This is a genomic window from Listeria tempestatis (assembly GCF_963575625.1).
Lineage (GTDB): Bacteria > Bacillota > Bacilli > Lactobacillales > Listeriaceae > Listeria > Listeria tempestatis.
The window spans coordinates 154,804-179,978 of record NZ_CAUYTK010000002.1; the positions used below are offsets into that span (position 1 = coordinate 154,804).

Here is a 25,175-nt window from a genome sequence, read left to right on the forward strand (position 1 = left end):
ACAACCTTCAAAACCTGTTCATTTTTAGGTTAAGGGGAGGCAGAGTAAGATGAAGTTGTGGAATAGCATCGTCGGAAAGATTTGGAGCACAATTATTTTACTTTTAATTGGTGTCCTTGTCATTTGCGGTTTTTTAGTTGCTGTCATTTATGAAAAAAATAATTTCAAAGAGATTAGAGCTGAGCTTGACCAAGATGCATCTAAGATTATTGGCGTCATGCACAAAAATGATGCTTTTATAACTGAAAACGGGGTTGGTAGTGAATCGCTCACGCTACTTGATGATACGATAGGCGTGATTATTTCTAGTGATGGTGAAAGCGTTTATACTAGGCAATCAACGGATAAAATTTCTAATAATTCAATAGAAAGATTAACGAACAACGAGAAGATTAATAAGGCATTGGCAAAAAAAGATGAGCCTCTAGAAATGAAATATGATTTTAAAGAAGAAGAGGCGAATTACCCTGTCCAACTTTATGTGAAAAAGTTCCAATTAGATAATGGCGAAAGTGGCGTGCTCTATGTTTATAAATCATTCCATGACATTTTAAGCGTGACAAAACAGGCAACTAGAACACTTATACTTGCAGGACTAGGCGCAATTTTAATTACATCATTTTTATCATTTGTTTTTTCTTCCAGAATGGCATTTCCACTTCGAGAAATGAAGAAAATTGCGGTGGCTGTTTCGAGGGGGAATTTCGACAATCGCGTCCCAAGTTATACGCATGATGAAATTGGTGATTTGGGGCTTGCATTTAACAATATGGCACAGCAATTAAAATACAATATTAGCGCACTTCGTCAAGAGAAAGAACAATTATCGAACATTTTAGTTGGGATGGCGGATGGAGTTATCAAATTTAATATTGATAAAACAATTATTTTAAGCAATCCACCTGCTGAAGAATTTTTGCACAATTGGTTTTTTTCGAATGAAAACAAGGATAAAGTTTTAATTCCTAAAAAATTAGAGGCGATGCTTGATGAGATTTTGCTCAGTCGAGATGAACAAGTCGGTGAAATTACGTTTGGAGATCAAACGTATGTTGCTATTTTAACATTACTTTATAATGGGGAGAATGTTCGTAGCATTGTGGCCGTTATTCGTGATATGACAGAAGAGAAGCGGCTTGAGAAAATGAAAAGCGATTTTGTTAGCAATATTTCGCATGAACTTAGAACACCGATTTCGATGTTACAAGGTTATAGTGAGGCAATTATTGACGGTGTTGCTCAAACAGATGAGGAAGTACGGGAGTTTGCACAAATTATTTATGAGGAATCACTCCGGATTGGTCGTCTAGTTAATGATATGCTAGACCTTGCGCGAATGGAAGCGGGTTTTACACAACTAGACAAGCAAGAAATGAAAATGGCACCATTTATTTCAAAGGTGGTTTCTAATTTCGAAGTTTTGGCAAAAGAAAATTTTGTAGAATTAAAAGTGGAGGTTGATGATTATGACTTAGTCTATTTCTTTGATGTAGACCGTCTTGAACAAGTGCTCATTAATTTAATCATGAACGCCATTCGTCATACTGGACGTGAAGGTTATCACGGCGTTGTCACCGTTCGTGAACATGCTGATTATGAAAATGGGCAACTATTAATTATTGTCAGTGATAATGGTAGTGGAATTCCGGAAGAAGACATTCCTTACTTGTTTGAACGCTTTTATAAAGCGGATAAGGCAAGAACACGTGGTAAAGCAGGTACAGGAATTGGACTAGCCATCGTAAAAAACATCGTGGAGGCACATAATGGGAGTATTACAGTAGAAAGTACAGTAGGCGTAGGATCATCATTTATTATTAGCCTACCATTAAAAAGGAGTTAATTAAATTGTCTAATCGAAAACAAAAATTTTGTAAAGAATCTCGAGTTATTAAAACAAGTCGTGTGTTTCCGCAAGATACAAATAACCACAATACCCTTTTTGGGGGAAAATTGATGACGTACATTGACGACACAGCGTCGATTAGTGCGTCTAGACACTGTCGTGTTGGAATCGTCACAGCTTCAACTGATTCCGTTGACTTTCTTCGCCCTATCAAAAATGACCATTCCGTTTGTCTTGAGTCATATGTAGCATCAGTTGGGCGTTCTTCAATGGAAATTTTCGTGAAGGTTATTTCTGAAGATTTAAAAACGGGGGATCGTTATTTAGCGGCCACATCATTTTTAACTTTCGTTGCCATTGATGATAGCGGGAAAACAGTTGAAGTTCCGGAAGTTGTACCGGAAAGCGATGAAGAAAAAATGATTTATGCGGGGCGTGAGGCGCGGGCGAATGCTAGAAAAGAGCGTTTAAAAGCAAGCCGAGTGCTTGCCGAATCATTAAATACCGGAGTCTTATGGCTATTTTAAACAAAAAAAAGGTTGCTAATTTTTACTTTCGTGGTAAAATATTAAATGATTCATCATCTTTTTTGGTGAAAATAAAATATCGTTCATCTTCGGGGCAGGGTGTAATTCCCGACCGGTGGTAATAGTCCACGATCTGTTTTTAACAGGTGACTCTGGTGCAATTCCAGGACCGACAGTATAGTCTGGATGGGAGAGGATGTTGGCAGCCTTTTTGGCTTGTCTGCAAATGAACATTTACGTGAGTTTGGCGTTTTTACGTCCGACTTGTTTAGATATTCACAAATCTCTCTAATGTTAAAGATTAGAGAGATTTTTTTGTTAGACAGTTAAATGGGTACCGTATTTTCTTTGGATGAACAAAAGAGGAGAGTTTACTCATGAGAAATTACTCGATGAAAACTTTTGTTAGTGTTGCAGTGCTTGGTACGCTTGCATTTGTCATTATGCTTTTGCAATTTCCAATTTTACCAAGTGCACCCTTTTTAAAGCTAGATTTCAGTGATATTCCAGCGCTGATTGGTGGTTTAATGTTTGGACCACTTGCGATTATTTTGATTGAACTAATTAAAAATGTTTTGGAATTTATTGTTTCGGGAAGCCCAGTTGGCGTGCCTGTTGGTGAAATCTCCAATTTCTTATCTGGTATTTGTTTCACTTTACCGATTTATTATTTATTCCGTCATTTTCGCGGAACGAAGGGGCTTATTTTCGCAACAGGTGTTGGCACAATAAGTTTGACAGTAGTGTCGACAATTTACAATTATTTTGTACTATTGCCATTTTATATATCGCTTGGCGGTCTTCCAGCCTCTACAGATGTTTTTGGGCTCATTATAGCAGTGATTATTCCATTTAATTTATTAAAAGGTGTGATTGTGAGCGCAGGTTTCTTGCTTCTTTACGGACCTATGAAAAATTTCATCATTAAAAATCAATCGCCGAAAGAGCGGAAAAAGCATGAAAAAAAGCGCCATGAAGTTCATAGCGCTTAATTAGAAATCGAAACGATGCGGATTGCCATTAAACGGGCGGTCCGCTATTTTTATGGATAATGATGGGCAGTTTAATTCGGCCTCGTTAGCTTGGTCCGAGTCTGTTTCTAAAATCGGGTGCGTGCCCGTATTGTTATCAAGGACATTAAATGCGAGTCCGTCAGTATTATAGTCAAAAATTTGCGGCGCATGAAGTGCGCAAGCTCCGCATGCTATACATGTATCTTGGTCAACAATGGCATATTTCTCCACTTGACTGCCCCTTTCTGCCAAAAAGATAGATTAAGTATAACACATTTTTTCAAAAAAAAGGTGTCGAACAAACGTTTCTATGTTATGATTACATGAGAATGGAGGGCTAAAATTTGGATAGACTGGATGAATATCTTCTATTGATGGTTCATACTTACGGGCGAGCACGTAAAGTGCCATTTTTATATGCAATCGCAACTGGAAAACGAACGGGACAGGCAGTAACTGATACACACCTTTTTCGTGCTAAAAACTATTTTGGATTAGTTCCATTTTTAAAAGAAGACGTTTTTTTGTTGCGCTTACGTGGTTTAGAAGAAGCGGGTTTCATTCGGTTAGACGAATCTGTTGCTGTGCCTCTAAAAAAATTTAGTCTACCAACGTATTTTACAGAAAATAATTGGAATGGTTTTTTCATGCAAGATTTACCACACCGCTTTTTTGAGCATTTACTTTTAGCGGTGCAAGTTGTAAGTAATAAGCATCATCAAAATAAGCATTATTTGCCAATTATACGTAACAAGGAAACGCAAATTTGGGTAAAACAATGGTTGCATCGGCATCAAAATGATGAAGAGCTAACTGAAATGCTTTTTTTAGAATTAAAAAAGTGGTTTGATATGCCAGAAATAACTTATCAAGACTTATATGTTGGCCGTTTTTCTGGCGGCGAGCGAATTGGAGAAACGGCGATGCAAATTTGTGAAAGGTTGGAAATGCCGCTTTGGGATGGCTATTTCGAATGGTTACGCGGCTTGCATATGCTACATGAGAAAAGAGAGGAATTTCCTTTACTAAGCGAATTCATGTGGCCAAATCAAGCGTTACTAACAAAATCGGGCTTTTTGACATATGAATTGTTTCGAGACGGGCAAACATTTGGCCAAATCATGCAGCGACGCCGATTAAAAAAAAGCACGATTGAAGACCACTTTGTGGAAATTCAGGCGACTTTTCCAGAATTGGTGGTTCCTTTTAGACCAGAATCGGAAGTGCTTTTAGAGCTTTCTCAGCATACCTTTTTAACATTAAAAGAGATGAAAGAATTTATGCCAAATTTGAGTTATTTTGAGCTTAGGCTTGCTGTTGTTTCCGAGGTGAAATCATGAATTTAGAACAAGAATTGAAAAATTATTTAGGTTTTGATACTTTTCGAAGTGGGCAAAAGGAAATCATTGAGGCAGCCCTTTCTGGGCGTGATGTGTTTGCGATGCTGCCAACTGGAACTGGGAAGACGCTTTGCTATCAACTGGCAGGGCATTTACTGGATGGACTTGTGATTGTTGTCTCACCGCTTCTTAGTTTGATGCAAGATCAGGTGGAGCGTATGCGTGCAGGCGGCGAGAAACGGGTAGCGGCGTTAAATAGCTTTCTTTCTTTTTCAGAAAAAAAGGCGGTTTTAGCACACCTTCGCGCTTATAAATTTCTTTTTCTTTCGCCAGAAATGCTTGCAAGTGAGGAAATCCGAGCTGTTATTTTAAAACAAAAGTTAGCCTTATTTGTGATTGATGAGGCGCATTGTATTTCTCAGTGGGGACACGACTTCAGGCCAGATTATTTGTATTTAGGAGAATTTCGCAAGCTTGCGAATTATCCGACCACAATGATTTTAACGGCAACTGCGACGGAGAAGGTTCGCGGTGATATTTTAAAACAGTTACATATGGAAGTAATCGAATCATTTATTTATTCTGTTAACCGTCCAAATATTGCACTTTCTGTTCAGAAATTCCATAAAAGACAAGAAAAAATGGTGGCACTTCTTGAATGGGTGGATAAACTTTCTGGACCTGGCATTTTATATTTTTCAAGCAAGCGTTTGGCGGAAGAAGTCGCTTTTCGGTTGCGGAATGAATTTCATTTGGAAGCGGCGCATTATCACGGCGATATGGAGCCTTCTGATCGTATCGTTATTCAGCAACAATTTGTTGCTGGTGTTTTAGATGTTATATGTGCAACGAGTGCTTTTGGAATGGGGATTGACAAACCAGATATTCGCTATGTTATTCACTATCATATGCCGGCAGACTTAGAGGCCTACGTCCAAGAAATTGGTCGTGCAGGACGTGACGGCGAACCAAGTCTTGCCATCTTACTTTATGCAAATGGCGATGAAAATATACAAAGGCAACTAGCTGATAAAGATGCACCTGACTTATCGCTTCTAAAGCTTCCTGAAAAACTACGTGATACACTTCCTGAAACTGAAAAAAGGCTGCTAGATTACTTTGCTCGTTCTGGTCTTTCTGAACGGGAAATGGTGACGAAACTGGAGTATCGGAAAGCATGGAAATTAGAAAACTTAAAGAAGTTGATGGGCTATTTACATGAAACTAGTTGTCGCAGAGAATATATGATGCGCTATTTTTCTGAAAACGAACAGCCTACCCAATTACCGGGCGCATGTTGTGATTTGGACGTTTTAAACATAGAAGCTTATACAAAACAAGCGGAAGTGGTAGCTAGGCAACAAAGGTTTGACTGGGAAGATATCCTCAGAAAATTATTTTTAGAATGATTTTTTTAAAAGAAATTAGTTGTAAAGGTTGTTGAATGTTACGTTTATAGGTATAATTATTTCAAGGATGTTTCAATATCCATGTTAGTCTGGAATGAAGGAGGAACGTAGATGGCTAGAAGAAAACGAGGCAAACGTGATTATACGGAGTCCGATGATTATGATAATGATTACTACGATGATGAGGATGAGTTTGATAATGAACCGCCAATGTTATCTAGGTCAGATAGTAGAAAAAAACAGAAAAAAGGTTTCTTTAAATATCCACTATTAAATGTTTTGATTGTATTCTTTCTTCTGATTCCAATTGTTTCTATTATTGTTTTTTTAGCTGTTCAAAATGCTGGCACACCAGATAATGAAGTGAAAGAGGAAAAAAGTGTGACAGTAGATAGCAATAAGAAAGCAAAAGAAGAAGCGGCTGAAAAAGAAAAAGAAGCAAAAGAAAAGAAAGCGGCTGAAGAAAAAGCAGCCAAGGAAGCAGAAGCAAAAAAAGTAGCTGAAGCAAAAGCGGCTGAAGAAGCAAAGCAAGCTGAGGAAGCGAAAAAAGCTGAAGAAGCAGAACAGAAAGCGGCGCAAGAAGAAGCTGACCGAAAAGCAGCTGAAGAGAAGGCTGCCGCTGAAGCAAAAGCGGCTGAAGAAGCCAAACAGCAACAAGAACAAGCGGCTAAAAGTACGCATACGGTTCAAAGTGGAGAAACCCTCTACAGGATAGCAGTAAATGCTTATGGTTCTGCAGGTGCTGCAAGCGGTGTTGAAAAAATCAAACAAGCGAACGGACTTACAAGTAATAACGTTCCAATTGGGACAGTACTTAAAATTCCACAATAATGTAAAAAAGAATGAGCAGGACTCGGAAAATTTTTTCCAAAAGCGCTCGTTCTTTTTATGGGAAAAATGGAGGTGTATGTATGGCGAAAATTGCGTTAATTACTACTGGTGGAACAATCGCAAGTAAGAAAGCTGAATCTGGAAAGCTTGCATCGGGTGAACTTACTGGCGAGGAACTTGTCGAATTATGTGAGTTACCTCGTGAAATTGAAGTAGATATTTATTCTACTTTTCAACTGCCCTCCATGCATATTACGAAAGAAAATTTGACAGAACTTGCGAAACTTGTCATGAAAATTTTTGAAGATGTTAGTTATGATGGGGTTGTGATTACACACGGTACAGATTCACTGGAAGAAACTTCATATTTTCTTGACTTGGCAGTGACAGACAATCGGCCTGTTGTACTAACAGGTTCACAGCGTGGTCCAGAAGAGATGGGAACTGATTCATATATTAATATTCGGCACGCGGTCTACACAGCAAGTGAACCACTTCTTCAAAATGCAGGCACCGTTGTTGTGTTTAATGAACGAATTTTTGCAGCACGTTATGTCAAAAAAGTGCATGCTTCAAATATTCAAGGGTTTAGTTCATTTGGTTTTGGTTATTTAGGCATTATCGATAATGATAAAGTTTTTATTTATCAAAAGCCAGTTAGGCATGAATGCTATTCGCTTAAAAAACCGCTCTCTGATGTAGTCATTATTAAATGTTATTTAGATGCAGATGGATTTTTTATTGATTCTGCAATTACAAAAAATGTGGCTGGCATTGTTTTAGAAGGTGTTGGCAGAGGGCAAGTTGCTCCAAAAATGATGCCTGCTATTAATCGTGCTATCGAAAAAGGAATACCGGTTGTGATTACAACAAGTGCTGAAGAGGGAAATGTTTACACGACTTACGACTATTTAGGTAGCACATTTGATCTTCATAATCATGGTGTTCTTTTAGGGGGAGATTATGATAGTAAAAAAGCGCGAATGCGGCTAATGGTTTTGCTTGCGGCAAATATGGAAATAAATCAAACTAATTTTAGTGAACTGAAAGGGTTTTAATATGACTAAAAAGATCTGTATTGCAATTGATGGACCTGCTGCTGCAGGAAAAAGTACTGTGGCAAAGATTGTAGCTAAAAAATTAAATTTTATTTACATTGATACAGGGGCTATGTACCGTGCGGTTACCTATCTCGCATGGGAAAATAAAATAGACTATAAAGATGAAACAACACTAGCTAATTTATTAGAAAAAACAATTATTCGTTTTGAGCCAGGAGAAGTGCAGCAAGTATTTATTAATGATATGAATGTGACGGAGGTAATTCGCTCAAATGAAGTAACAAACCATGTTTCAATTGTTGCAGCACATCCTGCTATTCGAATTGAACTTCAAAAAAGACAACAATTTTTTGCAGAAGAAGGCGGAATTGTTATGGATGGTCGAGATATTGGAACAGCAGTTCTTCCGCATGCAGAATTAAAGATTTTTCTTTTAGCCAGTGTTCAGGAGCGTGCAGAAAGACGTTTTAAAGAGAATAAGGCAAAAGGATTTCATGAACATATCGATCAGTTGAAAAAAGAAATTGAAGCTCGCGATCATTTGGATTACACACGTGAACATTCGCCACTTAAAAAAGCTGATGATGCAATAGTTGTTGATACGACAAGTATGAAAATTGATGCAGTCGCTACGAAAATTTTATCACTGGCGCATGAAATAATGGATTAAAGAGTATATTTTTTGAAAAAAGACCTAAAACTGAATGGTCTTTTTTTATCATAAAAAAAACTTGACAAATTATTGCAATTGTAGGATGTTAGAAGAGAGATTTTTTTTAAATCTTTTAGGATTTTCTTGCAAAAAATCAAGTGTTATTTACAACAATGGATACGTGTGTCATTTGCGACAGGTGTTGTTGAGTGATTTCATGAGGAAATTTTTTGAAGTTTGTCACTTCTTTTGCACATACGGAAAGTCCTAATTCGACAAACGAATTGAGGAGGGCTACACATGTCTGATGAATTAAACAATGTGGAAGTTAGGAATTTTGAAGAAGGAGACAAAGTCACCGGTACAGTTACAAGCGTAGAAGAAAAACAAGTCTATGTCGGCATTCCTGATAGTAAACTGGATGGTGTCGTTCCAATCAGTGAACTTTCAAATGTACATGTGGAATCAGCTTCTGACGTAGTTAAAGTTGGAGACACATTAGATTTAATTGTAACTAAAGTAGAGGAAGATGTACTTGTCCTTTCTAAGCGTAAAGTAGATGCTTTAAAAGCAGTCGATGATATTCAAGCTAAATTTGAATCTGGTGAAGTATTTGATGCTGTTGTAAGCGATGTCGTAAAGGGCGGTTTAGTGGTTGACCTAGGAGTGCGCGCATTTGTACCTGCTTCTTTAGTGGAAGACCATTTTGTCGAAGATTTTTCTGACTATAAAGGAAAGACTATTGCCTTTAAAGTGGTTGAATTTGAACCAGAAAATAACCGTGTTATTTTAAGCCACCGTGCGATTGTAGAAGAAGAAAAAGAAGCGAAGAAAAAAGAAATTCTAGCAAATATTAAGGAAGGCGATGTACTTACTGGTACAGTAGAGCGTCTTGCTGCGTTTGGTGCGTTTGTTGATTTAGGCGGTGTGGACGGACTTGTTCATATTTCGCAAATTTCTTATCAACATATTTCAACTCCGGGAGAAGTTTTATCTGAAGGTCAATCTGTACAAGTAAAAGTTATCGGAATTGATCCTGCTAATGAGAGAATCTCGCTTTCTATTAAAGAAACAGAACCAGGCCCTTGGGATAATATTAACGAAAAAGCACCTGTTGGTTCAGTGCTAAAAGGAAAAGTGATGCGTCTTGTATCATTTGGCGCATTTGTTGAACTTTTTCCAGGTGTGGAAGGTTTAGTTCATATTTCGCAAATTGCGCATCAGCATATTGGAACACCAAATGAAGTTTTATCTGAAGGTCAAGAAGTAGAAGTGAAGGTTCTAGATGTAAATGAAGGTGAGAAACGTTTATCGCTTAGCATCAAAGCACTTCAAGAAGAACCTGTTGAAGAACAAGATTATGAGCTTCCAGAAGAAAATACTGGTTTCCAAATGGGGGACTTAATTGGTGATCAATTAAAAGATATCCAAAATCGAAACGATTAATTATGAAAATGTGTAAAAGAGTCAATTTGAATTGGCTCTTTTTTTTATGTAAAAATGTTTTTAATACCTGTAAAGCAGGGTATAGAGCTATATATTAAAATTTAATAAGGAAAAATAAAATTCCGGAGCGTCACAATTTGTTCACATTTTCGTAAACAATTGGCATACCTATAATTGAAGTGCTACCAAAATGAAAAATAAGTTAGAATCTGTTGTGAAAATTTCAAGTTGGCAAAAATCCTGTTGTCAGAGAAAAGACTATCGCCTATAATGTTGTTATCAACTACAAAGGAGTTAACTCATGAAAAAAACTACAGCATTACTAGCAGGTCTTGGAACAACAGTTTTAGTAACATCATTATTACCAGCAACTACATTTGCAGCTGACAAAACAGCGGAATCTAATGCAAATATTACTTTTATTGCTGGGACTGGTCCAGTTGCCCCTGTCGATCCATTAAATCCGATTAATCCATTAGATCCAACTGATCCAGATAATCCAACCGATTTACCAACTGGTGACACAGGAGCTTTAACACTTGATTATGTTTCTTCTATTGATTTTGGATCACATGAAGTTTCAAGTGGGACTGAAGTTTACTCTTCAATTTCTAAAAAACCTTTTATTCAAGTTTCTGATAGACGTGGAACAGGTGCTGGTTGGTCCGTTTCTGCTACAGCAAGTAAGTTTACAGATGGAGCGAACGAATCACTTCGCGGAGCGAAAATTACATTTGAAAATGGTGAAGCTGTAACAGGCTCTTCAACTTCAAATGCTCCAACAAGCACACAGACTGTAGAACTTCCAACTGATGGGACAACAAGTGCTTCTGTTATGGTAGCGAGTTCGAATCAAGGTATGGGAACTTGGATTAACAGATGGATGGCATCAGGAGATACAAATGAAAAAGTATCTATCGAAGTTCCAGGTGGTTCAGCGACTGTAGGAAGCCATCAAGCAAAAATTACGTGGAAACTAACAGACGCACCCGGCGTATAATTTATTTATGCGGGCTGCTGCTTAAAAAAGCAGCAGCCTTTATTTTTTAAGTAGGGGGAAGAAAATGAAAAAATTTTTCTTAGTAATAGTGACCACTGTAACCATGATTTTATTTGTTCCAAATATATTGGCTCAAGCAGAAGATGTTGATTATTCTGTTCAAGCTGTTATTCCGGAAAATCAAATCGATAAAAGTCAAGGCTATTTTGATTTGCGTATGAAACCACTCATGGAACAACGACTTCAAGTGAAAGTATTTAATAGTTCAAACCATGAAATTAAAGTTAAACAAGATATAACCTATGCTTCAACAAATAAAAGTGGCATAATCGATTATTCGAAAAAACCTTTAAAAAAAGCTGATGAAAGCTTAAAGGTACCACTTCCAAAAATTGCGGAAGTCATAGAGGATGAAATCACTATCCCAGCAAATAGCTTTAAAGATGTTTGGATTAATGTAGCAATGCCAAAGGAGAGCTTTGATGGTATTATTTTAGGCGCTGTTGAATTTACACAAGTTAATGAAGAAACTAAGGGTACTGAAGAATCAGGCTTGAGTATCGAAAATGAATACTCTTATATAGTAGGAATTCAGCTTTCTGAGACGACAAAGAAAATAGAACCGAATTTAAATTTATTGAATGTAAAAGCAGGCTTAGATAATTATCGTACATCTGTGAGCGCTGTCTTGCAGAACGATCAACCAGTGATTTTAGATAATTTATCGGTTGATGCAAAAGTGTATAAAAAAGGTGACAAAAAGGTTCTTCATGAAACGGCCAAAACAGATTTGAAGATGGCACCAAATTCCAATTTTGCATATGCCATTAACTGGGAAAATCAGCCGCTTGAAGAGGGAACTTATGTTTTAAAATTAAAAGCTGATAATGAAAAAGAAACATGGAGCTTCACAAAAGAATTTAAAATAGGAAGCGATGCAAAAGATTTAAATAAAAAAGCCGTTGATGTTGAGAAAAATTATTTGTGGTGGTGGATAATTGGTGGGATATTAGCTATCGCTATCGTGCTTCTTGTCATTTGGTTTATCGTGCGTCGTAAGAAGAATAAGGACGATGAGAATTAAAGGAGTGAGTACTTTTATGAGAAAATGCGTGTTCATTTTCTTCTCCACTTTGGTCATTCTAGGTGCTCTTCAATCCGTTAAAGTTATAGACTCAAAATTTTCTAAACATGATGGTGGCTCTGTTTCTGCGGCGATTACATTAAATGCAGATGAAATCATTGTAAATGATTATACAGGGTTGAAAGCGGCTGTTCAAAATAACAGCATAACGAAGATTTATTTTGGAGCGGATATAAGTCTGTCGAGTGGTATTCAAGTGCCGGTGGGCCGGACGCCATTCACGATTTCTGGAAAAGACCCAGCAACAGAAGAAATACACACCTTAACAGAAACAGGGAGTTCAACTGGTACAACAGGAACAATATATGTGAACTCAAATTCTTCGACAAAACAAATTACAATGCAAGACCTTACTATTTTTGGGAAAAACTATTATGGAACAGTGTACGTGGCTAACGCGGCCAAAGGGGTCAATGTAACGTATAATAATGTAACCTACAAAGGCCCGCAGCTCATTTGGAATACTGCTGGGACGCTTGAACTTAAAGGGAATACAAATGTTGAAATTGGCAAATTTGTTAGCGGTTCAGCAACAGAACAAGAACTTGCCGAGATTGGCGGTATTACTTTTGATGGGAATATTGAAATTCGTCACCCATCAAGTTCGAATGATAGTTTGGTTTGGTACGGCGAAGATTCTTCTACAAGTAATTTTTTCAATGTACGTGATGGCGCTAATGTCAACATATATGCGGATGGAAATGGTGTGTTTTACCGAAGCGCCTCAAATCCCGTTTCGATAAATGTTGGAAAAAATGCCTCGCTTCATTTAGAAACGTCGACTTCCTTTAACCGAGCTGGCGTAGGCGGAAACTTTTTTGTAGATGATGGCGGTACGGCGGAATTTTACCAAGCAGGCGTTGCGAGTGATTTCTTAACACTTTCAGGTGCATTAACAGTTAACAAAGATGCAACATTTGTTTTGAATAAAACGGGAGGTAGCGGAAACTTAATTAAGTTTAGTAGTGGAGGTAGTTTGAATGTAAACGATCCGGCGTATTTTCTAATGTACAATGGGAACACTTCTAATACGATTGGCTATTCTTCAGGTTCTGGACAGATGAATTTAAATGGAGGATTAATTAACTATTGGAACATTTCAGGAAGCGCTAGCACAATTGGTTTGCCAACTTATTCGTATAGTAGAGAAGACCAAGCAAACGTGCAAATGGGTATTACAACAAATGGTTCAACGACAACAATTAATAGCGCGAATGTACCTGTAACTGCTACCGAATTTAATGTAGCGAAAATGAAGGTTCTTTCAATTGGGAATTTACCACTAAATGTGAATGCATTAAATGATAGTCAGTCAAGTTTAAGTGGACAGACTGCTAAAAATGTGGCTATTGAAGTTTCTTATGTGGAGCAAGGCGTCACTAAAACGTTGACTGGAAACTCGGATAGCACAGGTTATTTTCAAATAGCTATTCCAGCTGGATATATAAAACCATATACGGAAGTAAGTGTATCTGCTTCAACCGATTACTATATTAATAAGACGACAAAAATAACGGTTACAGATGTGACTGCACCAACTGGGGATGCTGTTCCACAAATTGTTTCAATTGGAGAGGCGCTTTCTACAAATGCTAATGATTTTGTGACGAACATTCGTGATAAATCGGATAATACAAGTGGTCAAGGTGTTACGACGAAAATTGAAGCGATACCAGATACAAGTACATTTGGATCAAAAAAGGCCGTTGTTTCATTGACAGACCGAGCAGGGAATCAAACGCGAATGGAAGTACCGGTTTTTGTAAAAGATGGTGATACAGTTGTCCAAAATGGTACGGCTTTAAAAGCAACTTCATTTAGTGTGGAACAAAGCGAAGTTAGTGGGAAATCGGCTGCGGATCTTGAACAATTGATTAAGGCGAAATCAGGTGCTACAGGCTTTGATGTGAATTCTGGTGCTGATATTTCAAATGAGATTACAGTTCAAAATTCAACTCTTCAAGCGGTACCTGGTGACTATACGGCAACTCTTGAACTTCGCGGCGTCACAAAAACAATTTCGATTCATGTATTTGTACGTAGTGTGAAATTTGAGGAAGTGAGTCAAGAAATGGACTTTAAACCTGCTCAAATTACGGGGAAACGAGAAATCCTCGGACGCGATGAGTCAACGTGGGGGATTAGTGTAGTGGATACAAGAGCTACTGGCTCAAAATGGGTTGTGAATGCTACCATTACCAAACCTTTAACGTCTACGAAAGATCCGAACCATGTTTTAGAAAATGCTTTCATTTTTATAAATTCGAACGGGGAAAAGGTTACGCTTGGGAGTTCGCCGTATCCTGTTTTTGAATATGAAACGATAAATGAAAACCCAGTTCAGGTGGATTGGGCGGATAATCAAGGTGTACTTGTTGAGGCTGACACGGCAACGGTTTATGCTGATGATGCATATCAAGGTAAAATTTCATGGACACTTCAAGATGCGCCTTGATTATGGTTTAATACGTTTATTGAAGCATATAGAAAAACCGTTTTGAAGAATATTTCGAGCGGTTTTTCTATTTTTATTTGGAAAAGTGATTGACAGTAAAGGCAAATGTGATATAATAAAAAAGCTGAATAGAGTAGCTATTATTAATTAATTAGCATAATTATACACTAAGGCCCGTTGGTCAAGCGGTTAAGACACCGCCCTTTCACGGCGGTAACACGGGTTCGAATCCCGTACGGGTCACTTAGGTTCCGTGGTGTAGGGGTTAACATGCCTGCCTGTCACGCAGGAGATCGCGGGTTCAAATCCCGTCGGGACCGTTTTGAAGTTTGCCATTTGTTGGCAAGCTTTTTCTTTTTGGTGAGAATTAAGTGGAGGTCTGCGTATCATTATATAGTAGGAAGTTTTTTAATTCTTTAGGCATAAGAGGTGTTTGCATTTACCGTAAAGACTGTGATGTGTTAAGATAAAGGGGAATAAATCAAAAAGGGGTAAGGGCATGGAAGATATTAATAAAGAAAAAATTGCTGATGCTGTTCGTATTATTTTGGAAGCGGTTGGGGAAAATCCAAACCGAGAAGGGTTAATAGATACACCGATGCGTGTTGCTCGTATGTATGAGGAAGTTTTTTCGGGACTTACAAAAGATCCATCGGTGCATTTTAATACAGTGTTTGAAGAACAACATGAAGAGCTTGTTCTTGTTCGTGATATTCGTTTTTCTTCGATGTGCGAACATCATTTGGTCCCTTTCTTTGGGGTAGCCCATGTTGCTTACTTACCGCAGGATGGTCGTGTTGCTGGACTGAGTAAGCTTGCTCGTGTTGTCGATGATGTGAGTAAGCGCCCACAACTTCAGGAGCGAATTACGACTACGGTTGCGGAAATTATGATGGAAAAATTAAAACCGCTTGGTGTGATGGTAATTTTAGAGGCGGAGCATATGTGCATGACGATTCGCGGTGTGAATAAACCGGGTGCAAAAACGATTACGAGTGCAGTTCGTGGCGCTTTTCGAACGGATGATAAGTTGCGTAGTGAGGTCATGTCATTAATTAATCATTCATAAAGTGAACAATTACGTTTCAAAATTGATTTGTGATATAATATATTCCATGTTAATTGTTATTACGAGTTAAAGGGGAAATTTAAATGACCTATCAAGGGAGCCTGGCGCAATTGAAAGAAGTAGAAAGATTGGTTCATGAAAAATCAGCCTATCGTTTTTTGAAAGACAATTTTTACGGTCCTGAAACTGATAAGGACCAAATGTTATGGCTGAATGAATCTATTCATGGCTCTGATTTTGCTGAAACAGATAAATATCGGGTTATAACGGCAACCCTTTATGTGATTCTTGCTCATGACACGCATGAAATGATTGATGAAGATAAAGATGGTAGAGGGGTTAGCCGAAAAGGACGAGAACTTACGGTGCTTGCTGGCGATTACTACAGCGCACTCTATTACAGGACGATGGCGGAACTTGGTATGACACAATTGCTTGCAGCGCTTCAACGGGGCGTACAGAAAACAAATACGGCTAAAACGAACATTTATCAGTTGCATGTTGTGACAGATGATGATTATATGCAAGAATTGCTTGCTTCATCTTCAGCGATTTTTGCTGAATTTTCTTCTTATTTTAAGAATGAGGAAGCCTTTACAGAGCTTGCTTGCCAAGCTATTTTATTAAAACGTTTAGAACGAGAACAACACTTTTATGAACAATACGGGCTCTCAACGTTGAAACGTGCATACGACCATGGCTTTTTTGTGAAAGAAGCGATGGCAACTTTTGAGGGATGGCTTGAACAACTTATGGACGAAGTGAGAGGGAAAATTAACCTTTTGCTTAAAACTTCTAGACCGCTATCTGATACATTACGTACACGTTTAAATGAGATGCTATAGATAAAGCAAAGGGGCGTTTTTGTATGGTAGAAACGAAAGAAGAAAAAGTTCATAAAGTTTTTGAGAAAATTTCTCCAGATTATGACCGTATGAATAGCTTAATTAGCTTTAAGCTTCATTTATTTTGGCGTAAACAAACGATGGAACTAATGCGTGTTCCAAAAGGTGCAAAGATTTTAGATGTTTGTTGCGGGACGGCAGATTGGACGATTCTTTCTGCCCAACATGTCGGTGCAGCAGGTTCTGTTGTGGGACTTGATTTTAGTGAGAACATGCTTCAAATTGGACGAGAAAAAGTGGCGGAAAGTGGTCTTCCTAATGTGACTTTAACGCATGGGAATGCGATGGAGCTGCCTTTTCCAGATAATCATTTTGATTTTGTGACGATTGGTTTTGGTCTTCGAAATGTGCCAGATTATTTGCAAGTTTTAAGAGAAATGAATCGCGTTTTGAAGCCGGGTGGACAAGCGGTTTGTTTAGATACGAGTCAGCCGAATGTGCCACTCTGGCGTCCGTTTTTTAATACATACTTTCGCCACGTGATGCCGCTTTTTGGTAAGTTGTTTGCGAAAAGTTATGAGGAATATAGTTGGCTTCAAGAATCAACAAGAACTTTCCCAGGGATGGGTGAGCTTTCTGATTTATTTTATGAAGCTGGTTTTAAATATGTCCGCTATATTTCACATAGTGGCGGAGCGAGTGCTACACATTTTGGCTATAAAAAGGTGACGGTAGATGAAATTTAATTTTTTATACCCGGCGATTCAAAAAGATATTGAAGCGGTTGAAGCGGAATTAAAACGTGCGGTTTCAAATGCCGATGCGGAAACAACTTCTGCTTCTGCGCTACATCTCTTGGAGGCGGGAGGAAAACGAATACGGCCAATGTTTGTTTGTTTAACGGCAAGGCTAGGCGAGCCAGCTGATTTTACAAATGTGCGAGATGCGGCGGTTGCGATTGAACTTATCCATATGGCTTCAATTGTTCATGATGATGTGGTTGATGATGCAGGGCTAAGACGCGGTAGAAGAACAATTAAATCTATTTGGGGCAATCATGTTGCGATGTATACGGGAGACTTTCTTTTTGCGAAGTCACTTGAATATATGACTAAAATTGACAGCCTTAAGGCGCATCAAATGTTGTCGGCGGTTACGGTTGAGCTTGCGGTAGGGGAAATCGAACAGATTAAGGATAAATTCAATTTTAATCAAAGTGTTAGGTGTTATTTGCGTCGTATTAAGCGGAAAACGGCGCTTCTTATTGCGGCTAGTTCGGGGCTTGGCGGGGTTCTTTCGGGATTGCCTGAGAATGTTGATGATAAGCTGTATTTATTTGGCTATTATGTCGGTATGGCGTTCCAAATTACGGATGATATTTTGGATTTTGCGGCGGATGAGCGGACACTTGGGAAGCCGGCTGGTGAAGATTTGCGCCAAGGAAATGTGACATTACCAGTCTTTTTCGCGATGCAAGATTCGCTTCTTAAAAAGCGAATTAGTCGTGTGACGGAAGAAACGTCGGCTGAGGAGATGGTGCACTTAGTTGCAGCGATTAAAGCGAGCGGTGCGATAGAGCAATCTGAACAGGTGGCAACGTCTTATTTAACGAAGGCGATGGCAATTTTAGATACTTTTCCGGCATCAAAAGAAATGAAACCTTTGAAACAAATCGTGAAAATGCTTGATAAACGAGATTATTAGGAGGAATGTATGGTGGAGAGAACTTTTGTCATGGTAAAGCCGGACGGCGTACAGCGCGGCTTAATCGGGGAACTTGTCACGCGCTTTGAAAAGAAGGGTTTACGAATTGCTGGCGCAAAATTGATGCGAATTTCTGATTCTTTGGCGAAAACTCATTATGCGGAGCATGACGGGAAACCATTTTTCGCGGACTTAATTGGATTTATCACATCTGGTCCTGTTTTCGCTATGGTTTTAGAAGGCGACGATGCAATTGCCACGGCACGCCAAATGATGGGCAAAACAAGTCCGCTTGAAGCGGCGCCGGGAACAATTCGGTCAGATTTTGCTCTACATACGAATAGAAACGTGATTCATGGTTCTGATGGTTCGGCTTCTGCCGCACGGGAAATTGGTCTCTTTTTTAAACAAGAAGAGCTCTTGGATTACGAAAAAGCCACAGATTCTTGGCTTTAGGTGGTGACTGTCTCTTATGGTAAGAGGCAGTTTTTTCAAAAGAACTGGTTGTTTTCTAGTGGATGTTATGCTATTATTTAACACATACACTTTAAAGCGCTAAAATATTTAAAGTAAAGGAGAATGTCAGATGAGATATTTAACGGCTGGAGAGTCACATGGACCGGGACTTACAACCATTATTGAGGGGCTACCTGCGGGATTGCCGCTTTTATCAGAAGATATTAATGTAGAATTAAAAAGACGACAAGGTGGACATGGTCGGGGAGCGCGCATGAAAATTGAAAAAGATCGTGCGCAAATTACGGCTGGTATTCGGCACGGGAAAACGCTCGGTGCACCGGTTGCCATTTTTGTGGAAAATAAAGACTGGAAGCACTGGGAAACAGTGATGAGCATTGAACCTGTTGATGAGAAACATGAAGGGTCGCGAAAAGTGACGCGACCACGCCCGGGACATGCTGATTTGGTGGGGGGCATGAAATATGGTCACCGTGATATGCGAAATGTTCTAGAGCGATCAAGTGCGCGGGAAACAACGGTGCGAGTGGCTGCTGGTGCGGTGGCTAAACAACTTTTGCGTGAACTTGGGATTTCAGTTGCGGCGCATGTGCTTGAAATTGGTGGTGTGCGGGCAAATTTAACGCGTGATTACACGGTTTCTGAAATTGCTGAAATTGCGAATAATTCGCCAGTTCGAACTTTGGATAAGGATATTGAACAGGCGATGATGGATAAAATTGATGATACGAAGAAAAAAGGGGACACAATTGGTGGCGTTGTTGAGGTTGTAGTCGGTGGTGTTCCAGCAGGCCTTGGTAGCTATGTTCAGTGGGATAAAAAACTAGATGCTAAAATTGCACGTGCAATAGTTAGTATTAATGCCTTTAAAGGCGCTGAGTTTGGCGTTGGCTTTGAAGCAGCGCGCAAATATGGTAGCGAAGTCATGGACGAAATTGTTTGGTCGGAAAAAGACGGCTATACGCGTACGAGCAATAATTTAGGCGGATTTGAAGGTGGTATGACAAACGGTATGCCAATTGTGGTTCGCGGTGTCATGAAACCTATTCCGACTTTATATAAACCACTGCAAAGTGTGGATATTGATACGAAAGAAGCCTTTAATGCGAGCGTTGAACGTTCGGATAGTTCGGCAGTTCCAGCGGCGAGCGTGGTAGCTGAAAATGTAGTGGCGTGGGAAGTGGCCTGTGCCGTGCTTGATAAATTTGATAGCGACCGTTTTGATATTCTAAAAAAACATGTGGAAGAGCATCGTGAACTTACGAGGGGCTTTTAATATGTCTAAAATTACTGTTCAAACAGCGAGCAAGACGTATCCTGTATGCATTGGACGTGACATGTTAATTTCATATGGTGATGAGTTTTTAGACGAGTTAAAAAGGTTTTCAAAAGTTTTTGTTTTGACGGACCAGCACGTTTTTGACTTACATAAAGAGAAGCTCGACCGTGTTCTTGAAAGTTTAACGCACGTGACGTATTATGTAACGCCAAACGGTGAAGAGGCGAAAACATTTCAGGTGTATGAAGATGTGATGACAAAAATGATTGAAACGGGGCTTGATCGTAAGTCCGTGCTACTTGCTTATGGTGGCGGTGTTATTGGCGATTTGGGAGGCTTTGTTGCGGCAACGTATATGCGGGGTATTCCGTTTTACCAAATTCCGACAACTGTTTTAGCGCATGACAGTGCGGTAGGTGGGAAAGTGGCAATTAACCACCCGCTTGGGAAAAATTTAATTGGCAACTTCTATCAACCAGAAGCGGTGATCTATGATACGGCGCTACTTGCCACGCTACCTGTACGCGAAATGCGTTCGGGCTTTGCTGAACTTATTAAACATGCTTTAATTAGCGATCAGGCATTACTAGATGAACTAATGACGACCTTCCAAACACCAGATGACTTTTATTCACAAGATTTAACACCGTTTTTACAAAAAGGCATTTTGGTTAAAGCGGGAATAGTGGCACAAGATGAAACCGAGCAGGGCGTTCGCGCATATTTGAATTTCGGTCATACGTTTGGTCATGCTCTTGAAGCCTACGGTAATTTTTCACGTTTCCTTCACGGCGAAGCCATCATTTTTGGCATGATTTATGCGCTTTTAATGAGCGAGAAAACCCAAAACTTCTCGTTTGATAGGGCGTCGTTTACTTCTTGGCTAACTGGACTTGGTTACGAAACTGCGCTCCCAAATGATGTCCCATTTGAAACGATTTTTGAAAATATGCTACACGATAAAAAAACGACCTTTGAAGAAATTAAAATGGTGCTGTTAAATGAAATCGGTGAGATGGAAATCGTTCCTGCTGACCGGGAACTTGTTTTACAAATTTTTAACCAAATGAAAAAAGGAGAATGATGAGTGTGAGAGCGATTCGCGGTGCAACGACTATAAAAGAAAATACGGCAGATGAGATTTACGAGGCGACGAGCGAGCTTTTTCAGGAAATTTTAAAGCAAAATCAAATTGTTGACGCGGAAACGCTTATTTCGGTCATCATCACGGTAACAGAAGATATTACTGCAGCTTTTCCAGCGCGTGCTGTAAGGGTAACGCCTGGTTTCGAGCTTGTTCCTGTCATGGGTATGCAAGAAATCCCAGTACCCGGTGCGCCTTTAAAATGTATTCGGATGATGGTGCAAGCAAATCTTGATAAGTCACTTGCTGAAATTGAACATATTTATTTAAATGATGCTGTTCGTCTCCGTCCAGATCTCGTGGAAAGGAAGGATTCTTAATGAAATGGAAAACCTCTTTAGAAGGGCTTCATTCGTATAAGCCGGGTAAAAGAGAAGATGCGGTAATGAAAGAATTAGGGTTAACTAAAATTACAAAACTTTCCTCCAATGAAAACCCGCTTGGTGCGTCTAAAAAAGTTCAGGAACTTGCGCGCACCTTAACGTTTAAAACGGAAATTTATCCTGATGGGCATGCGAGTAATCTTCGAAAAACCGTTGCGGAATTTTATGATATATCGGAAGAAGAACTTGTCTTCACGGCAGGTGTGGATGAATTAATTGAGCTTTTAACACGTGTATTACTAGATCAAACGACGAATACCGTTATGGCAACGCCAACTTTTGTACAGTATCGGCAAAATGCGCTCATCGAAGGGGCAGAGGTGCGAGAAATTGCTTTGAAACCTTCCGGGCATCATGATTTTGAAAAAATGTTGGCTGCGATTGATGAAAATACGGCTATCGTGTGGATTTGCAATCCGAACAATCCAACAGGTAATTTTTTACCACTTGATGCCATTTTTGCCTTTATTCAAAAAGTGCCAACAGACTGCTTAGTCGTGCTTGATGAGGCCTATATCGAATATGTAGAGCCACAACCAGCTGCTCATGAAAAATGGGTGCGCGAATTTCCAAACCTGATTATCACACGTACATTTAGTAAAATATACGGGCTTGCAAGTTCACGAGTTGGTTACGGCATTTGCTCAAAAGAAATTGTGCATTATTTAAATGTCGTTAGACCACCTTTTAATACGACTACAGCCGGGCAACTACTTGCGCAAGAAGCTTTGCTTGACCAAGATTTTGTGGCTGAATGCCGGGCGTTAAATCACGCGGGAATCGCGGCCTACGAAGCGTTTAGCGCAGAATATGCGCAAGTCACACTTTATCCGTCGCAAGGCAATTTTGTATTGCTCGATCTTGGCCGACCAGCAGCAGATATTTTTTCTTACCTAGAGAAAAACGGCTTTATTACAAGGTCAGGGGCTGCTCTTGGGTTCCCGAATGCGGTGCGGATTACGGTTGGGACAGCGGCAGAAAACGAGCAAGTGATTGCGCTCCTAAAAGAGTTTTTAGGATAGGAGGCGATTTTTATGAAGGGGACAGTCGTCATTGTTGGGCTGGGGCTTATTGGCGGTTCGATTGCACTTTCGATTAAAGCTAAACATAAAGAGGCCCATATTATCGGGATTGATGTGTCGTTAAACACACTTGAAAAAGGACTTTCGCTTGGGATTATTGATGAAATTGGCGAAAGTGTGCTTATCGATGCGCCAAAAGCAGATTTGCTCATTTTTTGCTGTCCAGTGAAAGAAACAGAAGAGCTCGTTCGTCATTTACCAGGGTTAAACTTAAAAAAACAGGTTATCGTGACGGATACAGGTAGTACGAAGCAAACCGTTATGCAGGCGGCACTGGAGCTTGCTAATCAGTCAATTACATTTATTGGTGGTCATCCGATGGCTGGCTCACATAAAAGTGGTGTGACTGCAGCGAAGCGCTTGTTATTTGAAAACGCCTATTATTTGTTAACGCCGGGAAATGAAATCGCAAATGAACGGCTAGCGGAATTAAAAGAGTGGCTAAGTGGGACGAATGCTAAGTTTTTAACGCTATCGCCTAAAGAGCATGACCAAATTACAGGTATGCTTAGTCACCTTCCACATATTGTTGCGGCTGCCTTAGTTCAAGAAACGGAAGCTTTTACAGCGACTCATCCTGATGCGTTTAGTTTAGCTGCTGGCGGTTTTCGAGATATTACGCGTGTTGCTTCAAGTGATCCGCGCATGTGGACGGACATTTCCATAAGCAATCGGGACATTTTAAAAGAACAACTTACTTCTTGGCGTGACCGAATGAATGAGGCAATACAACTTATTCATTCGGCTGATAAAAATGCGATTTATGATTTTTTTGATGGTGCGAAAGAATTTCGCGATTCGCTTCCGATTCACCGCGGGGCTATTCCAGCTTTTTACGATTTGTTCGTCGATGTGCCGGATTACCCAGGGGTCATTTCAGAAGTGACAGCCATTTTAGCTGATGAAAAAATTAGTTTAACGAACTTAAAAATTCTAGAAACGCGCGAAGACATAAATGGTGTGCTACAAATTACATTTCAAAACGAAGCAGACCGCTTGCGTGCAAAAGCAAGTATTGAGTCAAACGCAGCATATACGTGTTATTTAGAGCAGTAAAGGAGTGTAAAGATGAAATTACAAACAGGAAAAAGTCATTTGCACGGAACGATTGAAGTTCCGGGTGATAAATCCATTTCGCATCGTAGTATTATGTTTGGTGCTCTAGCAAATGGAAAGACAAGAATTCGCCATTTTTTGCGCGCAGACGACTGTTTAAGTACGATTCAAGCATTTCGTGATTTAGGTGTGAAAATTGAAGAGACGCCTGATGAGATTATCGTTCATGGCGTTGGCTTTAATGGTTTCAAACAACCTGAGGCACCGATTAACGTAGGAAATTCAGGTACAACGATTCGGCTCATGATGGGTATCCTTGCAGCTGCCCCATTTGAGACGACGCTATTTGGCGATGCTTCCATTGCAAAACGACCAATGAACCGCGTTATGTTGCCACTAACAGAAATGGGTGCTCAAATGACTGGACGAGTAGGCAGTGAATTTGCCCCGGTTGATATTAAACGCACGGAAAAACTCCGCGGTATTACATATCACATGCCAGTTGCAAGCGCCCAAGTGAAAAGTGCTATCATTTTTGCAGCACTTCAAGCGGAAGGTGAGACGGTTATTTTCGAAAAAGAAAAAACGCGCGATCATACTGAAGAAATGATTCAAAAATTTGGCGGAAATATCGAAGTCGATGGTCTAACCATTCGCGTCTCAGGCAACCAGACGTTCCAAGGGCAAGCACTAACAGTTCCAGGCGATATTTCCTCGGCTGCCTTTTTTATCGTAGCAGGATTAATTGCAGAAGATAGTGAAATCGTTTTAAAAAATGTTGGTTTAAACCCTACACGGACAGGAATAATTGACGTGGTGAAAAAAATGGGCGGAGACATTTCAGTGGAGCAAGGTGATTTAGCTGGCACCATAACCATACGAACATCGCGTTTAACAGGGACGACTATTTCCGGGGAATTAATTCCGCGTTTAATCGACGAGCTCCCCATCATCGCGCTCCTAGCCACACAAGCAGAAGGCGAAACTATCATTCGCGATGCCGAAGAATTGAAAGTCAAAGAAACCAATCGCATTGATGCTGTAGCAACTGAACTTGCGAAAATGGGCGCCGATATTACCCCAACAGCAGATGGTCTCATCATTCGTGGGAAAACGAAGCTCCGCGGTGCAAAGGTAACAAGTTACGGCGACCACCGCATCGGCATGATGCTCCAAATTGCAGCGCTTTTAGTACAAGACGGGGAAGTGGAACTTGAAAAGGCGGACGCCGTTTCAGTATCTTATCCAAGTTTTTTTGATGATGTGAAAAGTTTGTTTGATGAATCATAAACAAAAAGAGGCTTAACGGCTTCTTTTTTTTATACAAGAGTGGGCAAATTGGGGCATAAAAATACCAGTATACAATTTATTATCATATCTTTATATGCTATACTAAAAAAGGATATACAAGT

General features: G+C 39.6%; 24 protein-coding genes, 2 tRNA genes and 1 riboswitch. Of the genes, 25 read left to right on the forward strand and 1 reads right to left on the reverse strand.

Features of this window, described 5'->3' with window-relative positions; translation table 11 throughout:
• Window positions 1-49 precede the first annotated feature (49 nt).
• The 3 genes from R8923_RS03440 (at window position 50) to R8923_RS03450 (ending at window position 3,365) form a co-directional block, all read left to right on the forward strand.
• Window positions 50-1,843 (forward strand): ATP-binding protein, encoded by a 1,794-nt coding sequence (locus tag R8923_RS03440; RefSeq protein ID WP_485871361.1) that lies wholly within the window; start codon window positions 50-52, stop codon window positions 1,841-1,843.
• 5 nt (window positions 1,844-1,848) lie between these two features.
• Window positions 1,849-2,373, forward strand: coding sequence for an acyl-CoA thioesterase (locus R8923_RS03445; protein ID WP_485871362.1), 525 nt, complete (start codon window positions 1,849-1,851; stop codon window positions 2,371-2,373).
• Window positions 2,374-2,454: 81 nt separating this feature from the next.
• A riboswitch (FMN riboswitch) is annotated at window positions 2,455-2,575 on the forward strand.
• A gap of 175 nt (window positions 2,576-2,750) precedes the next feature.
• Window positions 2,751-3,365: an ECF transporter S component gene (locus R8923_RS03450; RefSeq protein ID WP_485871363.1), complete on the forward strand. Its 615-nt coding sequence runs from the start codon at window positions 2,751-2,753 to the stop codon at window positions 3,363-3,365.
• Here the strand turns inward: R8923_RS03450 and R8923_RS03455 are convergent, their stop codons facing one another.
• On the reverse strand, window positions 3,366-3,617 hold the full coding sequence (locus R8923_RS03455) for a ferredoxin (protein WP_485871364.1): 252 nt from the start codon (window positions 3,615-3,617) through the stop codon (window positions 3,366-3,368).
• A 113-nt stretch (window positions 3,618-3,730) separates the two neighbouring features.
• On the opposite strand from R8923_RS03455, the gene R8923_RS03460 reads away from it, so the two are divergent.
• The 22 genes from R8923_RS03460 (at window position 3,731) to aroA (ending at window position 25,053) form a co-directional block, all read left to right on the forward strand.
• Window positions 3,731-4,726: a YpbB family protein gene (locus tag R8923_RS03460; protein WP_485871365.1), complete on the forward strand. Its 996-nt coding sequence runs from the start codon at window positions 3,731-3,733 to the stop codon at window positions 4,724-4,726.
• Complete coding sequence (locus tag R8923_RS03465) at window positions 4,723-6,135, forward strand: RecQ family ATP-dependent DNA helicase (protein WP_485871366.1); 1,413 nt, start codon at window positions 4,723-4,725, stop codon at window positions 6,133-6,135. Before R8923_RS03460 ends, R8923_RS03465 begins: the two co-directional genes overlap by 4 nt.
• Before the next feature lie 111 nt (window positions 6,136-6,246).
• Window positions 6,247-6,966 carry a LysM peptidoglycan-binding domain-containing protein gene (locus tag R8923_RS03470; protein ID WP_485871367.1) on the forward strand — a complete coding sequence of 240 codons (720 nt, stop codon included), beginning with the start codon at window positions 6,247-6,249 and terminating at the stop codon, window positions 6,964-6,966.
• Window positions 6,967-7,046: 80 nt separating this feature from the next.
• Entirely contained in the window at window positions 7,047-8,024 is a 978-nt protein-coding gene (locus tag R8923_RS03475; protein WP_485871368.1) for an asparaginase, read from the forward strand.
• 1 nt (window position 8,025) lies between these two features.
• The gene (gene cmk / locus R8923_RS03480) at window positions 8,026-8,697 is read left to right on the forward strand and encodes a (d)CMP kinase (RefSeq protein ID WP_485871369.1); all 672 of its coding nucleotides are present in this window, start codon (window positions 8,026-8,028) and stop codon (window positions 8,695-8,697) included.
• Between the two features lie 282 nt (window positions 8,698-8,979).
• A complete protein-coding gene (gene rpsA, locus R8923_RS03485; protein ID WP_485871370.1) occupies window positions 8,980-10,125 on the forward strand; it encodes a 30S ribosomal protein S1 in 1,146 nt (381 codons plus the stop codon).
• 301 nt (window positions 10,126-10,426) lie between these two features.
• Window positions 10,427-11,125, forward strand: a complete 699-nt coding sequence (locus R8923_RS03490; protein ID WP_485871371.1) for a WxL domain-containing protein — start codon at window positions 10,427-10,429, stop codon at window positions 11,123-11,125.
• A gap of 64 nt (window positions 11,126-11,189) precedes the next feature.
• Window positions 11,190-12,209, forward strand: a complete 1,020-nt coding sequence (locus R8923_RS03495; protein WP_485871372.1) for a WxLIP family cell surface protein — start codon at window positions 11,190-11,192, stop codon at window positions 12,207-12,209.
• A 16-nt stretch (window positions 12,210-12,225) separates the two neighbouring features.
• Window positions 12,226-14,724, forward strand: a complete 2,499-nt coding sequence (locus tag R8923_RS03500) for a pectate lyase-like adhesive domain-containing protein (protein ID WP_485871373.1) — start codon at window positions 12,226-12,228, stop codon at window positions 14,722-14,724.
• Between the two features lie 171 nt (window positions 14,725-14,895).
• Window positions 14,896-14,967, forward strand: a tRNA-Glu gene (locus tag R8923_RS03505).
• Between the two features lie 4 nt (window positions 14,968-14,971).
• Window positions 14,972-15,044, forward strand: a tRNA-Asp gene (locus R8923_RS03510).
• 179 nt (window positions 15,045-15,223) lie between these two features.
• On the forward strand, window positions 15,224-15,793 hold the full coding sequence (folE, locus tag R8923_RS03515) for a GTP cyclohydrolase I FolE (RefSeq protein ID WP_485871374.1): 570 nt from the start codon (window positions 15,224-15,226) through the stop codon (window positions 15,791-15,793).
• An 83-nt stretch (window positions 15,794-15,876) separates the two neighbouring features.
• Complete coding sequence (locus R8923_RS03520) at window positions 15,877-16,638, forward strand: heptaprenyl diphosphate synthase component 1 (protein ID WP_485871375.1); 762 nt, start codon at window positions 15,877-15,879, stop codon at window positions 16,636-16,638.
• 23 nt (window positions 16,639-16,661) lie between these two features.
• The gene (locus R8923_RS03525; RefSeq protein ID WP_485871376.1) at window positions 16,662-17,384 is read left to right on the forward strand and encodes a demethylmenaquinone methyltransferase; all 723 of its coding nucleotides are present in this window, start codon (window positions 16,662-16,664) and stop codon (window positions 17,382-17,384) included.
• A complete protein-coding gene (gene hepT / locus R8923_RS03530; protein ID WP_485871377.1) occupies window positions 17,374-18,342 on the forward strand; it encodes a heptaprenyl diphosphate synthase component II in 969 nt (322 codons plus the stop codon). Before R8923_RS03525 ends, hepT begins: the two co-directional genes overlap by 11 nt.
• Before the next feature lie 12 nt (window positions 18,343-18,354).
• Window positions 18,355-18,798 carry a nucleoside-diphosphate kinase gene (ndk, locus tag R8923_RS03535; protein WP_485871634.1) on the forward strand — a complete coding sequence of 148 codons (444 nt, stop codon included), beginning with the start codon at window positions 18,355-18,357 and terminating at the stop codon, window positions 18,796-18,798.
• 130 nt (window positions 18,799-18,928) lie between these two features.
• Window positions 18,929-20,095: a chorismate synthase gene (aroC, locus tag R8923_RS03540; protein ID WP_485871378.1), complete on the forward strand. Its 1,167-nt coding sequence runs from the start codon at window positions 18,929-18,931 to the stop codon at window positions 20,093-20,095.
• Window position 20,096: 1 nt separating this feature from the next.
• On the forward strand, window positions 20,097-21,182 hold the full coding sequence (gene aroB / locus R8923_RS03545; RefSeq protein WP_485871379.1) for a 3-dehydroquinate synthase: 1,086 nt from the start codon (window positions 20,097-20,099) through the stop codon (window positions 21,180-21,182).
• Window positions 21,183-21,187: 5 nt separating this feature from the next.
• Window positions 21,188-21,562: a chorismate mutase gene (gene aroH / locus R8923_RS03550; protein WP_485871380.1), complete on the forward strand. Its 375-nt coding sequence runs from the start codon at window positions 21,188-21,190 to the stop codon at window positions 21,560-21,562.
• Entirely contained in the window at window positions 21,562-22,647 is a 1,086-nt protein-coding gene (gene hisC, locus R8923_RS03555) for a histidinol-phosphate transaminase (RefSeq protein ID WP_485871381.1), read from the forward strand. Before aroH ends, hisC begins: the two co-directional genes overlap by 1 nt.
• A 12-nt stretch (window positions 22,648-22,659) precedes the next feature.
• A complete protein-coding gene (locus R8923_RS03560; RefSeq protein WP_485871382.1) occupies window positions 22,660-23,763 on the forward strand; it encodes a prephenate dehydrogenase in 1,104 nt (367 codons plus the stop codon).
• A 12-nt stretch (window positions 23,764-23,775) separates the two neighbouring features.
• Window positions 23,776-25,053, forward strand: a complete 1,278-nt coding sequence (gene aroA / locus R8923_RS03565) for a 3-phosphoshikimate 1-carboxyvinyltransferase (protein WP_485871383.1) — start codon at window positions 23,776-23,778, stop codon at window positions 25,051-25,053.
• Window positions 25,054-25,175 lie beyond the last annotated feature (122 nt).